Genomic DNA, 12,579 nt, shown 5'->3' with positions numbered 1-12,579 from the left:
GGCCGGTGCCGACCAGGCAAGCAGCGGCCCGAAGGCGCGGCCCGCCGGCTGGTCGGTCGGCACCGGCGCGGCGGCCGCCGACGTCGCACCACCGAGCAGGGCGACGAGCAGCACGGCGAACGACCCGCTGAGCAGCACGGCCGACGCCGCGATTCGGCCGGTCAGGCGGCCGAGCACCGCAGCGTCCAGACGTTGTGCTCACCGTCGCGGCGGAACTTCAGCTCGTCGGTGAAGGTGATCGCCATGAACAGGCCGCGGCCGTCCTCGTCGTCACCGAGGCCGGGCTCGTCGAGCGACACGTCACTCGGCCGGCCGTCGTCGACGATGCGAGCGGACAGCTCCGCGGCAGTCCACTCGACCCGGACGTCGACCGTGACGCCGGTGCGCCCCTCGGCGCACTGCACGTGCTCGATGATGTTGCCGATGATCTCGACGACCGCGGTCTCGAAGCGCATGCGGTCGCGCCGTGACACGACGTGCCCGGTGTCGTCGTCGGCGCGTGCGACGAGGTCCTGCACGAGGTCGATCGTCTCGGGCCGGGCCGGCGCCGAGAGCGTCACCACCGTGATCGGCTCAGCCCTGCGCACGGGCTTGGTCCACCGAGTCGAGCGGTGCGAACACCTTGAGCAGATTGGTGTTCTCGAGCGCGAACAAGACCTGGCCCTGCGGCGCCGCGAGCAGCAGGTCACCGCCGGCCTTGCGGCACCGCTTGAGCGAGGCGACGAGCGCGCCGAGCCCCGACGAGTCGATGAAGTCGGTGCGGGCGAGGTCGACGACCACCTGGTGGGTGCCGCCGGCGACGATGTCGGCGACCGCGGTGGTGAGCTGCGGCGCGCTCGCCATGTTGAGCCGGCCGACCGGGCTGACGACCGCGAGCCTGGCGTCGGTGCGGTCGAGTTCGATGGTGGTCACGGCATGCTCTCTTCGAAGGGTGTCATCGGACGCGTCGCCGCGGCCTGGGATCGGTCGGACGGTTCGGGATCGGGTTGGTAGCCGCGGTACAGCACCGCGCGCGGGATCACGCTGAACAGCACCAGGTCGAAGCCGACCCAGAGCACGTTGAGGCCGGTGGCGAGGCCGGTGGCCTGCCCGGCGCCGTAGCGCACCAGGCCGATGGCGACCGCCACGACGAGCAGCCCCATCGCGATCAGCTGTGGCTTCACGAGATGCCACGGCGGCCGTTCCTGCTGCTGCTTGGTCTTCGGCGTCACGGCGAAGGTGAGGCTGCGGCCGAACACCACGTTGCCGACCGCGCTGGTCACCGATCTGATCCAGACCGGGAAGAGCGCGAGCGAGTACTGCTGCCCCCGGAACGTGCGCCGGCCGCGTCCGATCACGAAGAACAGCAGCTGGTTCAGCAGCAGGAACGGGGCGAGCCGCAGGAAGAACGCGGTGCTGATGGCGTTCACCGGCAGCACCCCGAACACCAGGTACAGGATCGGCGCGGCGATGTAGGCGAGCGCGGCGAAGCCGGACAGGTAGCTCCAGATCGTGCCGGTGTACATCAGCTTCTGCGGGATCGACAGCCCCTTCTGCAGCCAAGGGTTCTCGCGCAGTGCGACCTGGATCGTGCCCTGCGCCCAGCGCAGCCGCTGCGTGAGCATGGTCTGCACGTCCTCGGGCGCGAGGCCGACGACGAGGATCTCGTCGTGGTAGGCGCTCTTCCAGCCCATGCTGTGCAGCCGCATGCAGGTCGCCATGTCCTCGGTGACCGAGATCGTCGACATCGGCATGATCGCCTGCGCCTCGTCGTCGCGGTCGACGTCGAGGGAGGTGATGAGGGCGTGGACGGTCGCAAAGGCGGCCAGCGGTGACTCGTCGCGGTGGCTCAGGAACTCGAGCGCGGCGCTGTCGAGCGGTGCGGGCGGTGGCACGTCGCCGCCGGCGATCGCGGCGATCTCGGCCAGGTCGTCGGCCGCGGTGGACAGGTGCGCGTTCACCAGCTCCCGGGCGATCTCCCGCACGCGGCGCTGGAAGGCCGCGGTGGCGAGGCCGAGCGGCGTGCCGTCGGCGAGCGCGGCCTTGACCCCGTCGGTGGCGGCGGCGATCCCGGTGAGCGCGTGGTCGAGCGACGCGTCGTCCGACCCGAGCCCGCGGCGGGCCTTCCTGATCACCCGCTGGGCGGTGCTGAGCGCGTCGTCGATGCGCTGCTCGAGCTCCTGCACGTAGCGGCGGATGCCCATCTGCAGCAGCGCCTCGCGCCGCAGCACCGCGTTCGAGCCGCAGAAGAACGCGGCGTTCCAGCCGTCCTTGCCCTGCTGCAGCGGGCCGTAGAACAGCGGCGCCTGGCTGCCCAGCGGGTCGCTGTCGGGCACGTTGAGGAAGAACTGCGGCGTCTGGACGATGGCCATCTTCGGGTCGTTGAAGTACCCGAGCACGTGGTCGAGGAACTCCGGCGCCGGCACCTGGTCGGCGTCGAGGATGGCGATGAACTCGCCGTGCGTGACCATGAGCGCGTTGTTGAGGTTGCCGGCCTTCGCGTGGCGCGGCATGTTCACCCAGTCGGCCGAGCGTGAGACGACGTCGATGCCCTCGGCCTCGGCGATCGCGCGCAGCTCGGCGCGGTTGCCGTCGTCGAGGATGACCGTGCGGTGCGGGTACGTGATGTCCTTGGCCGCGCGCGCCGTCTGCATGACGAGGTCGATGTCCTCGTTGTACGTCGTGATGAAGACGTCGACGGTCGCGCCGGGCGGCGGCGGCCCGGGGTCGGGACGACGCTTGAGCCGCCAGACCGTCATGCCGAACAGCAGCGAGTCGAGCAGGCTGTAGGTCTCGGCGATCACCAGCGGCACGGCGATGAACCAGGCCGCCCAGTTCACCGACGACGTCCAGCGCCAGATGACGTAGTTGAGCCCGAGCAGCGTCGTGATCGCGACGAGCGGACGCACCAGCGCGAGCGGCGGGTAGGGCGGCGACTCGGGCAGCCGCGCCCGGACGGAGGCGACGAGATCGCTCATGCCACGTCCCCCACGCCCGCGGCGCCGCCCACCGGAGCTCGACGCAGCGCCACCGCGGTCACGTCGTCGAGGGACGTGCCGGCCGCGGCCAGCGCGTCGATCTGGGCTACCAGCTCGTCCGGATCGGGGACGGTGACCGCGAGCTCGGCGATCTGCTCGAAGGCCGACTCGGTGCCGCCGAGCAGGTCGAGCAGGCCGTCACTGACCACCATGAAGGTCTCGCCCGGCGCCAGCGTGTCGCGGTGCTCGGTCCAGCCGGTGTCGATGCCCAGCCCGGTCGGCAGGTCGTCGCCCGCCAGCCGCCGCCACTCCCCCGTCGCCGGGTTGGCGACGAGCGCGAGCCCGTGGCCGGCGTCGAGCCAGCACAGCTCGCCGGTGCCGGGTTCGAGCGAGGCTGCGAAGCCGGCGACGATGCGCCCGGTCTGGCCGAGGTCGCGCTGCATGAGCGCGTCGACATCGCGCATCACCTCGTCCAGCTGCACCGTGACGTCGCGCCCGGTGGCCGCCGACAGCTTGAGCGCGTGCAGCATCGAGGTGCGGATCACTGCCCGGATCGATGCGGCCACGATCGCCGCGCCGATGCCCTTGCCCATCACGTCGACGAGGGTGAGGACGAGCCGCCCGGCGAGGATGCCGTGGTCGTAGAAGTCGCCGCCGACCGCCTGCGTCGGGCGGCACGTGCCGGCGAGCGCGTAGCCCTCGGGCGCCTCCGGCTCGGGCGGCAACAACGCCTGTTGCACCTCGCGCGCCTTGGCCATCTCGTTCGAGTCGACCAGCTCGCGGCGGGCCCACGAGGCGAGCTCGAGCAGCATCGACTGCTGCACGCGGTCGAGCGTGCGCGGCACGGTGTCGAACAGGCAGAACGTGCCGACCACGACGCCCTCGTCGTCGGCCAGCGGCACGCCGGCGTAGAAGCGGATGTAGGGCGGGCTGGTCACCAGCTTCATGTCGCAGAAGCGCGGGTCGGCCGTCGCGTCGCGGACGATCACCGGCTCGGGCTCGTGCACGACCTTGTCGCAGAACACCGACTTGCGCGGCACCGGCCCGGCCGTCTGGAAGCCGGTGGCGCCCGGGAACCAGGCGTTGTCCTCGTCGAGCAGGGTCACCGACGCCATCGGCACGCCGAACAGCGTCGAGGCGAGCTGCGTGATGCGGGCGAAACGCTCGTCGCGTTCGGCACCGAAGACGGCGAGCCGTTCGAGATGGCGGCCGCGACGCTCGTCCGGGTCGATGTCCTCGGTGGTCGGGGTGAGGATGCGGGGGCGCGGGGGCAGGCCGGGCCGCGCGGGCGCGACCGTGTCGAGCCCGTCGAACGGCTGCTCGGTGACCGGTGCGGCCATCAGTGCGCCACCTTCTGCTCACGGGGGACGGGTTCGAACGACGGCAGGCCGTAGGACAGCGCGCCGGTCACCGGTGCGATGAGGTGCCCCTCGATGCCGCGGGTGCGGCCGGTCGAGCGCAGCACCTCGAACGGTTCGGCGTAGCGGGCCTTCGCGCCGAGGTGACGCGCCCAGTACCGCGACCCGGCGACGACCAGCTCCGGCTCGAGGTACGAGCGCCCGCTCTGCGAGTCGAACATCTGCAGCACCTGGATCTTGCGCTGCAGCACGTGGTCGATCGGCAGGAACACGGTCGGGTGGTAGTCGTTGTTCGCCGACGGCGACTGGTACGCGTACACGCGGCCGATGCCGCGGGTGGCGCTCGTGGCCGCGTCGGCGACGGCGCGATGGTCCTGGTGGTTGTCGTGCTTCGAGTGCACGTACACGACGGTCGGGTTCACGTCGGCCACCACCGCCTCGATCGCCGAGACGGTGCCGAACCCCGAGTCCATGCGGGTGTCGGGCAGGTCGCCGACGATCAGCCGGGCACCGATCGCCTCGGCGGCGGCGTCCGACTCGCGCAGCCGCGCCCGCTGGTCGCCGCCGATCGCACCGCGGCTGAGCGTCAGCACGGTCACCGAGTCGCCCCGCAGCCGGTGGTCGAGCAGCGTGCCGGCGCAGCCGATCTCGACGTCGTCGGGGTGGGCGCCGATGGCGAGCACGCGGTCGGCGCGCGCGGTGAGGTCGGTGGCCTGCCGCCGCACGACGTCGAGCGCGGTCTCGGTGTCGCTCTCGTGGCCGAGCACGTCGTGCACGCCGGCACGCAGGGCCCGCACGAGCACCCACGACGGGCACGGCCGCCCGGTGGCGTGCAGCAGCACCCGCGCCGACGGCGAGTAGCTGCGCACGAGCTCGAGCAGCTCGATCCCCTCGTCGCGGGTGATGAGGTCGGGACCGACCACGACGAGGTCGTAGGGTGCACCCAGCGAGGCCGAGCGGGGCGCGTCGGCGACCGAGGTAAACGCGGTGCTCAGATCGAGCGAGTGCAGCAGCGACAGCAGGCCGTCGGCGTCGGCCGAGCCGATCACCAGCGCGCTGCGCCGCGGCCACGGCCGCAGTTCGGTGAGGTCGATCGACGAGGGCGCGTCGAGCGGTTGGGGGCGTGACTCGGCCGGCGAGGGCGCCTCGGGCGCCGTCGTCGCCAGCCGCAATTGGTTATTGCGGGTCAACACGTCCCTCCGCAGGGGCGTTGCTCGGTCGTACCCGCCGAACCGGGTTGCGGGCATCCGGCGCCCGCAGGTGACCTCGTACCGTCAGGATCGACAGGCGTGGTGCAGAGATGAGGAGTTCGTGACCAACTTTTCCGAAAATCTCCAGATCGGGACCACCGGTCGACCGGATGGCCCGATTTCGGCAGTTCCGCCGCGCGTGCGCCGGACGCAGCAGGCCGCCGCAGCCGCACTGGGCGATCCGGACGAACGTGCCGGCTTGGACGAGATCGTGTCGCGGGCGGCGGAGCTGCTGCCGTCAGGCTCGGCGCAGATCTCGCTGCTCGCGGACGCGCAGTTGGTGGTCTCGGTGGTGCCCGGCGAGCGGCTCGACCGCCCGCCGGCCGCTGCCGCGGGTGAGCGGTGGCCGTTCGAGGACACCGTCTGCGCGCTCGCGCTGCGCACCGACACCGAGGTGCGCATCCCCGACACCACCCTCGACGATCGCGTGTCGAGCCTCGGCTCGGTCGAGCATGGGGACGTCGCCACCTACCTCGGCAGCCCGATCCGCGACCGCAACGGCGACCTGTTCGGCGTGCTGTGCCTCTACGGCCCGCAGCAGCACGACTGGACCGACGCCGAGGCCGCCCGCCTGGCCGAGCACGCCGGGGCCGTGGCCGAGCGGTTGCAGCGCCTCGCCGACCGGGAGCTCCCGAGCGGTCCGGCCGAGGGCTAGAAGCGCTCGGGGTGCCAGTAGGCGTCCTCGCCCTCACCGGCGGGAGCGCCCGCCAGGGCGGCGTCGACGGCGTCGCGACCCTGCTGGAACGAGTAGTCCTGGTTGCACGACTCGTAGCGCCAGCCGCCGAAGCGGCCCCGGCTGCGGATGCCGTGGGCGACGAGGGTCGCGTCGGCGGCGCGCAGCACGTCGTCCCGGCCGAGGGTGGCGACCGGGTAGCCGTGGCTCAGCGACCGCGTCCAGGGCCGGTACGCCTTGCGCAGGTCGACGCCGAGGTCCTCGAGCGAACGGCGCACGTCGTCGAGGGCCCGCTGCGCGCTGACCGGACGGTGCGTGGTCGACCGCGGCACCTCGAACAGCACGTTCCAGCGGCCCTCGCCCGCATTGCCCGGGTCGTAGTTGCTGAGCAGCGTCGCGCGGTGCCACGCGAGTTCGGGGTCGGGGCAGTACAGCCAGGTCTTGTCGGCCAGCGTGGCCGGCGGGGCGCCGTCGAACCCGAGCCCGACGACGTACACCGAGTTCGCGAGCAGCGTGTCGACGCCCGGCAGGTCGAGGCCGGTCATGGCCGCGAGCTGCGGCAGGGGCAGCGTGCTGACGACGTGCTGGTAGCGCACGGTGCTGCCGTCGCTCAGCGTCGCGGTGCGCGTCCGCGGGTCGATCGCCACGACCGCGGTGGCGAGGCGCACCTGATCGGCGAGTGGCCCGGCGAGGGCATCCCACAGCCGGCCGGTGCCGCCCTCGGGGTACGGGAACAGCTGCACGGGGCCGGCGGGCGGTGCGTCCGAGCGCAGCCGCGGCCGCGGCACGTTGCGGTGGGCCGAGCCGTTGCGCAGCGAGGTCCAGTCGTGCGCCATCAGCTCGATCGGCGCGGCCCACATCTTCTCCTGGAACGGGATAAAGAAGCGCTCGGCGAGCTCGGCGCCGAACTGGTTGCGGTAGTAGTCGCCGAGGTGGGCGGCCGGGGCGTCGGGACGCAGGTCGGTGGGCAGTTCGTCGAGCTGGTGCTGGATCGGGGTGGGCACCAGCTCGCCGCGGTGCCAGTTCCAGCCGTTCCGCGCCACCTGCCGCACCGCGATGCCGCTGCCGACGATCGCTTTGTCGAACGCCTCGAAGTGCGAGTGCAGCACATGGCCGCCCATGTCCCAGGTGAACCCGTGCTCGTCGCGGAACGAGGCCGCCATCCCGCCCGGTCCGTCGGCGGCCTCGACGACGAGGTACGGGCGATCGAGTTCGTCCAGCCGTCCGGCCGCGCCGAGGCCGGTCGGGCCGGCGCCGATGACCAGGAACTCGACGTCGACAGACACACCGGAGGTCACGCCGGTCGATCGGCAGCGCGGCGCGGGACTTGAGTCCCGGTGATCGGTTACCGCTCGCGCGGGCGGACGACCATGCGGCCGGCCTCACGGACCACCCGGCCGACACGCAGCGGCACGACCCGGCCGAGGCCGCGGATCAACTGCGTGTAGCCCGGCGTCGGCCCGTGCCAGCCGAGGAACCCGCGCGGGCCGGACACCATGCGCCCCGTCGTGACGTCGTAGCGGCTCTGGTGCCACGGGCAGACCAGGCAGCCGTCGGCGTCGATCGACCCCTCGCTCAGATCGGCGAACTGGTGCCGGCAGCGGCGCGAGACGGCGAAGTCGGTGCCGCGCGAGTTGCCGACCGCCCAGCCGCCGAGCCGCCGCACCGTGCCGGGCAGCCACGCCTCGGTCATCGCACGCCCACGGTCGCCTGCAGCGCCTCGACCGCCGTGTACTGGGGGTCGAAGCCGAGGTCGCGCTTGGCCTTGGTGGTGTCCATGATCGCGGGGTGGGCCGCTGCCTCGACCCACTCGACGGCCGGCGGCACGAACGGCGGTCGCGGCAGCTTCGCGAGCAGCCGGGACGCGCGGTGCGCGACGGCCGCCGGGATCGGCACGGGCAGGAACCCGAACACCTTGGCGACGTCGGCCGCGGTGACGACACCGTCCCCGGCGATGTTGTAGTCGCCGGGCGGGCCGGCGGCGACGGTGCACTGCAGCAGCGCCTGGCCGACGTCGGCCTCGTGGATGAACTGCAGCGGGATCGTCGGCGCGGGCACCGGGATGGGCAGCGGCGAGCGGCCGAGCTTCGTGGTCGCGTCCGGGCTGCCCTTCTTCCACGGCAGCCTCGGCAGGCTGAACTTGGCGCCGACCGCGTGGGGGCCGACGACGATCGGCGGGCGCACCAGGTACATCTCGAGCTCGGGGTGGTCGAGGCGCTCCTGCTTCAGCAGCTCCTCGAGCTCGGCCTTCTCCTGGGCGTAGAAGAGCTTGTCGGCCGGACGCGTGGGCCAGGTCTCGTCCATGCCGATGGGGTTGTCCGGGTGGAAGCCGTAGGCGGCCACCGACGAGGCGTAGACGAAGCGGCGCACGCCGGCCGCGGCGGCGGCCTCGAAGACGTTGCGCGTGCCGTCGATGTTCACGGCGCGGATCGTCGCCTCGTCGCTCGCGCCGGTGATGAGGAACGCGAGGTGGACGACGACGTCGACGCCGCGGAAGGCCTCCTCGAGCTGCGCGCGGTCTCGGACGTCGCCGCGGCGGTACTCCATCTTCGTCCAGCCGTGCTCGGCCGGGTCGAACGGGCGCCGGGCGATGCCGATGATGCGGCCGATGCGGTCGTCGGCCTGCAGCAACGGCACGAACCCGAACCCGAAGGTGCCGGTGGGGCCGGTGACGGCGACGGTGAGCTGCGCTGATTGCGTCATGCCTTCGCGGTACCCCGGCGCCCGCGTGGGTTATCGCCGGGCGGCGTGGGTCACCAGCCCCAACTGCCCGGGACGCCCTTGAACGGGCCGACGACGTCGGAGGTGATCCAGCCCGCGTAGAAGCCGCCCTCCTGCGGGCGGGCCCGCTCGCCGTCGACGAAGCAGGCCAGCCGGGCCGGGTCGAAGGCGAGGTGGCCGCGGATCGCGGCGAACCCCGGTGTCGGCGTCTCGTACGACCACGCGGCCGCGCGCAGGCCGGCGACGTCCCAGTAGGTGGCGGCGCCCTTCCACTCGCAGACGGTGCTGCGGGCCGACGACCGCGTCAGCATGCCGGGCGTGACGCTCGCCGGCGGCAGGTACCAGGTCGGCGGGTGGCTGGTCTCGAGCACGCGGAAGGCGGCCGTCGTCTCAGCGATCAGCGGCGCGTCGGCGTCGTCACCGGCGCGCACGACGATGCGGCGGGTCGACGGCACCAGGGCCGGCGGGCGGGGGTAGTCCCACACCGACTCCTGGCCGGGGCCGGCGGGTTCGGGCTTCGGTCGCACCGTTCCATGATGCCTGCGCGGTGCGGCGGGCCGACGCCGCTGGATACGCGCAGCACCGGTCGGGAAGGATCGAGGCATGACGTCTGCCCTCGACCGTGACAGCGTGCTCGCCGCCCTCTCGGTCGCCGTCCGCGCACCGTCCATCCACAACACCCAGCCGTGGGCCTGGCGGCTGCGCGACGGTGTGCTCGAGGTGCGGGCCGACCGGTCGCGGCAGCTCGCCGTCGCCGACCCCGACGGCCACTCGCTGATCCTGAGCTGCGGCGCGGCGCTGCACCTCACCGAGATCGGCCTGCGCGCGTCCGGCTGGGACGTCGAGGTGCAGCTGCTGCCGGATGCCGCCGACGCCGACCTGCTGGCCCGAATCACCGGGCGGCGCTTCGGCGAGCCCGACCCCGAGTGTGTCGAGCTGGCCGAGGCGGCCCTGCGGCGGCGCAGCGACCGGCGGCCGTTCCGTCCGGACGAGCCGCCCGCCGAGCTGCTCGACCTGCTCGCCGCGGCCGGCTCGATGGAGCACGTCTCGGTCGAGTTCCCGCCGCGCCACTCGGACGAGCGGATCAACCTCGCCGTCGCGGTGAGCTGGGCCGACCGCATCGAGCGCGAGGACGAGGCGTACCTCGCCGAGATGAACCGCTGGCTGCGCGATCCCGACGTGCACGCCATGGTCGACGGGGTGCCGGTCGACGCCTTCCCGCACGTGCCGGACGACCAGCCGCGGCATCTCGACGTGCCGCAGCGCGACTACGAGGTCGGCTGGACGGGACGCCAGCTCATCGAGCGCGGCGTCGACGAGCGGCCGATGATCGGCGCGGTCATCACCGCCACCGACGCGGCGTACGACCACCTGCTCGGCGGCATCTCGATGATGCGCATGATGCTGGCCGCCGAGCAGCACGGGCTCTCGACCTGCGTCCTGAGCCAGGCCGTCGACTTCGCCGCCTTCCGCACCCGCGTGCAGGGACTGATGGGCTGGGTCGGGTACCCGCAGATGATGATGCGGGTCGGGTACCCGACGGCACCGACCGCCGAACTGGCCGTCACCCCGCGCCGCTCGGCCGAGGCGGTGCTGCAGGTCGGTTGAGGCAGCGTCCGCGCGCCGCCTTGTGGGCGGGGCGCCGGGGCCGCCACAGTGCTGCGCATGGAGCTGGACGCCGTCACCGCCGCCGGGCCGTCCCGTGCTGCCCGCAGCGACTGGCGGCTGCTGGCGGCGTTCGCGCTGGTCGGGGCGGCCACCCAGCTGCTGTGGTTGACCTTCGCGCCGATCACGAGCGACATCGCGAAGCACTACGGCGTCTCCGAGACGGCGATCGGCTGGCTCGCGAACGTCTTCCCGCTCTGGTACGTCGTGCTGGCGATCCCGGCGGGCCTGCTGCTCGACCGCTCGCTGCGCGGCGGGCTCGCGCTCGGGGCCGTGCTCACGGCCCTCGGCGGGCTGGTGCGGCTGGTCACCGACGACTACGGCGCGGCGCTGGCCGGCCAGACGCTCGTCGCCATCGCCCAGCCACTCGTGCTCAACGCGATCACCGGCGTGGCCGCGCAGTACCTCGCGCCGGACGACCGCCCCAAGGGCATCGCGTTCGGCTCGGCGAGCACCTTCGCCGGCATGATCGCCGCCTTCGTGCTGGCGACCGCGCTGCCACTGCACGGCCTGCTCGTGGTCTGCGCGGTGGTCGGGGTCGTCGCGGCGCTCGCCCCGGTGTGGACGCTGCGGCGAGCGCCCGGCTTCGGGTCGTCGGTCGCGTCCGGCAGCGCGTCGCTCGCGGCGTTCCGGGACGCGTGGCGGGCACCGCTCGTGCGCCGGCTCTGCCTCGTCGTGTTCGTGCCGTTCGGCACCTTCACCGCGCTGACGACGTGGGCCGAGCCGCTGCTGAAGCCGGCGGGCATCAGCAGCGACCAGGCCGGCGTGCTGCTGCTCGTCAACATCGTGCTCGGGGTCGCCGGGGCGGCGACCCTGCCCGTGTGGGCGGTGCGGCACGGTGCCGAGACGCGCCTCATGGTCGTGGCCGTCGGGGTGACCGGTGTGGCGTGCGTGCTGCTCGCCGTGGCGCCGTCGTTCCCGCTGGCGCTCGTCGCCTTCGCCGCGTTCGGCTTCCTGCTGCTCGCGACGCTGCCGGTCGTCCTCGAGATCACCGAGCGGGCGGCCGGTGCCGCCGAGGGCACCACGGCCGGGTTGGTGTGGCTCTCGGGACAGCTCGGCGCCCTGGCCCTCACCGGGGCGATCGGCGGCATCGTGCACCACGCCGCCACGTCGTTCGCGGTGCTCGCCGCGCTGACGCTGCTCGGTGTCGTGCCGGTGCGGCTGCTGCGCCCGCACCTGGAGGGCACGGGCGGTGACGGCGGCACCGCCGACCGTCCTGCCAAGGGCTCCAAGCAGGCGGCAAGGATCCCGCAAGCGCCCTGACCGAGGTTGGTGCCACCTCAGGCACCGACCGATCCGATCAGGAGTCGACATGACCACCCAGCTCTCCCCCACGCCCGACACCGTCCTCGCCGACCTCACCGCGGCGCTGCCCGGCCGCGTCCACCTGCCCGGGACGGCGCGCTACGCCGAACTGGCCACGCCGTGGAACGTCGCCGTCGTCTCGACGCCCGTGGCGGTCGTCGAGGCCGGCTCGGCGGACGACGTCGCCGCAGCCGTAGCGGCCGCGTCCACGGCCGGCATCCAGGTGAGCGTGCAGGCCACCGGCCACGGCGCCGTCGCCCTCGACCGTCCGGTGCTGCTCATCAGCACCCGCGGTCTGCGCGAGCTCACGGTCGCCCCGACCGGCGCGGCGCGCGTCGGCGCCGGCGTCACGTGGGGCGAGGTCATCGACGCCGCCGCCCCGCTCGGCTTCGCCGCGCTCGCCGGCTCGGCGCCGCACGTCGGCGTCGTCGGGTTCCTCACCGGCGGCGGCATCGGTCCGGTGGCGCGCACCTTCGGCGTCTCGTCCGACTACGTCACCGCCTTCGAGGTCGTCACCGGCGACGGGCGGCTGCGGCGCGCCACCGCCACCGAGCACCCCGGCCTGTTCTGGGGCCTGCGCGGCGGTAAGGGCGCGCTCGGCGTCGTCACCGCGGTCGAGTTCGACCTCGTGCCGCTCACCACGCTGCTCG

General features: G+C 73.2%; 13 protein-coding genes. 4 read left to right on the top strand and 9 right to left on the bottom strand.

The features are described from left to right. Positions 1–161 precede the first annotated feature (161 nt). The 5 genes from ACTHMS_RS13080 to ACTHMS_RS13060 are packed head-to-tail and all read right to left on the bottom strand — an operon-like array spanning position 162 to position 5,508. The gene (locus tag ACTHMS_RS13080) at positions 162–587 is read right to left on the bottom strand and encodes an ATP-binding protein (protein WP_440307107.1); all 426 of its coding nucleotides are present in this window, start codon (positions 585–587) and stop codon (positions 162–164) included. Continuing rightward, positions 574–912 (bottom strand): STAS domain-containing protein, encoded by a 339-nt coding sequence (locus tag ACTHMS_RS13075; RefSeq protein ID WP_440307106.1) that lies wholly within the window; start codon positions 910–912, stop codon positions 574–576. Before ACTHMS_RS13075 ends, ACTHMS_RS13080 begins: the two co-directional genes overlap by 14 nt. Further along, a complete protein-coding gene (locus ACTHMS_RS13070) occupies positions 909–2,957 on the bottom strand; it encodes a glycosyltransferase family 2 protein (protein WP_440307105.1) in 2,049 nt (682 codons plus the stop codon). Before ACTHMS_RS13070 ends, ACTHMS_RS13075 begins: the two co-directional genes overlap by 4 nt. Beyond that, complete coding sequence (locus tag ACTHMS_RS13065) at positions 2,954–4,297, bottom strand: PP2C family protein-serine/threonine phosphatase (protein WP_440307104.1); 1,344 nt, start codon at positions 4,295–4,297, stop codon at positions 2,954–2,956. The genes ACTHMS_RS13070 and ACTHMS_RS13065 overlap by 4 nt, the downstream gene beginning before the upstream one ends. Further along, positions 4,297–5,508, bottom strand: coding sequence for a PIG-L deacetylase family protein (locus ACTHMS_RS13060; protein WP_440307103.1), 1,212 nt, complete (start codon positions 5,506–5,508; stop codon positions 4,297–4,299). Before ACTHMS_RS13060 ends, ACTHMS_RS13065 begins: the two co-directional genes overlap by 1 nt. A gap of 256 nt (positions 5,509–5,764) precedes the next feature. Here ACTHMS_RS13060 and ACTHMS_RS13055 point away from each other — a divergent pair, with 256 nt between their 5' ends. Beyond that, the gene (locus tag ACTHMS_RS13055) at positions 5,765–6,220 is read left to right on the top strand and encodes a GAF domain-containing protein (RefSeq protein ID WP_440307102.1); all 456 of its coding nucleotides are present in this window, start codon (positions 5,765–5,767) and stop codon (positions 6,218–6,220) included. Here ACTHMS_RS13055 and ACTHMS_RS13050 read toward each other — a convergent pair. From ACTHMS_RS13050 to ACTHMS_RS13035, 4 genes are read right to left on the bottom strand one after another with little or no spacing between them, the layout of a single operon-like run. Then, positions 6,217–7,536 (bottom strand): protoporphyrinogen/coproporphyrinogen oxidase, encoded by a 1,320-nt coding sequence (locus tag ACTHMS_RS13050; RefSeq protein WP_440307101.1) that lies wholly within the window; start codon positions 7,534–7,536, stop codon positions 6,217–6,219. The two genes, ACTHMS_RS13055 and ACTHMS_RS13050, sit on opposite strands and share 4 nt — an antisense overlap. 47 nt (positions 7,537–7,583) lie before the next feature. Then, complete coding sequence (locus ACTHMS_RS13045; protein ID WP_440307100.1) at positions 7,584–7,931, bottom strand: Rieske (2Fe-2S) protein; 348 nt, start codon at positions 7,929–7,931, stop codon at positions 7,584–7,586. Then, complete coding sequence (locus ACTHMS_RS13040) at positions 7,928–8,941, bottom strand: NAD-dependent epimerase/dehydratase family protein (protein WP_440307099.1); 1,014 nt, start codon at positions 8,939–8,941, stop codon at positions 7,928–7,930. Before ACTHMS_RS13040 ends, ACTHMS_RS13045 begins: the two co-directional genes overlap by 4 nt. 50 nt (positions 8,942–8,991) lie before the next feature. After that, positions 8,992–9,486: a DUF427 domain-containing protein gene (locus tag ACTHMS_RS13035; protein ID WP_440307098.1), complete on the bottom strand. Its 495-nt coding sequence runs from the start codon at positions 9,484–9,486 to the stop codon at positions 8,992–8,994. Between the two features lie 76 nt (positions 9,487–9,562). Between ACTHMS_RS13035 and ACTHMS_RS13030 the strand changes: the two genes are divergently transcribed. The 3 genes from ACTHMS_RS13030 to ACTHMS_RS13020 all read left to right on the top strand — a co-directional run. Next, the gene (locus tag ACTHMS_RS13030) at positions 9,563–10,567 is read left to right on the top strand and encodes an Acg family FMN-binding oxidoreductase (RefSeq protein WP_440307097.1); all 1,005 of its coding nucleotides are present in this window, start codon (positions 9,563–9,565) and stop codon (positions 10,565–10,567) included. A gap of 57 nt (positions 10,568–10,624) precedes the next feature. After that, entirely contained in the window at positions 10,625–11,887 is a 1,263-nt protein-coding gene (locus ACTHMS_RS13025; protein ID WP_440307096.1) for an MFS transporter, read from the top strand. Positions 11,888–11,936: 49 nt separating this feature from the next. Next, positions 11,937–12,579, top strand: a 643-nt coding sequence (locus ACTHMS_RS13020) for an FAD-binding oxidoreductase (protein WP_440307095.1), incomplete at its 3' end; no start/stop codon positions are given.

This window comes from Jatrophihabitans sp., assembly GCF_051960575.1.
Classification (GTDB): Bacteria; Actinomycetota; Actinomycetes; order Mycobacteriales; family Jatrophihabitantaceae; genus JBQCEE01.
Note: the sequence above shows the minus strand (reverse complement) of the source record. Positions and strands in the feature narration are given on the sequence as shown.

Bases quoted from the DNA above. Each gene is read 5' to 3' on its own strand.
- ACTHMS_RS13045 (WP_440307100.1), bottom strand. From the start codon at position 7,931: ATGACCGAGGCGTGGCTGCCCGGCACGGTGCGGCGGCTCGGCGGCTGG.
- ACTHMS_RS13030 (WP_440307097.1), top strand. From the start codon at position 9,563: ATGACGTCTGCCCTCGACCGTGACAGCGTGCTCGCCGCCCTCTCGGTC.
- ACTHMS_RS13070 (WP_440307105.1), bottom strand. From the start codon at position 2,957: ATGAGCGATCTCGTCGCCTCCGTCCGGGCGCGGCTGCCCGAGTCGCCG.
- ACTHMS_RS13065 (WP_440307104.1), bottom strand. From the start codon at position 4,297: ATGGCCGCACCGGTCACCGAGCAGCCGTTCGACGGGCTCGACACGGTC.
- ACTHMS_RS13025 (WP_440307096.1), top strand. From the start codon at position 10,625: ATGGAGCTGGACGCCGTCACCGCCGCCGGGCCGTCCCGTGCTGCCCGC.
- ACTHMS_RS13040 (WP_440307099.1), bottom strand. From the start codon at position 8,941: ATGACGCAATCAGCGCAGCTCACCGTCGCCGTCACCGGCCCCACCGGC.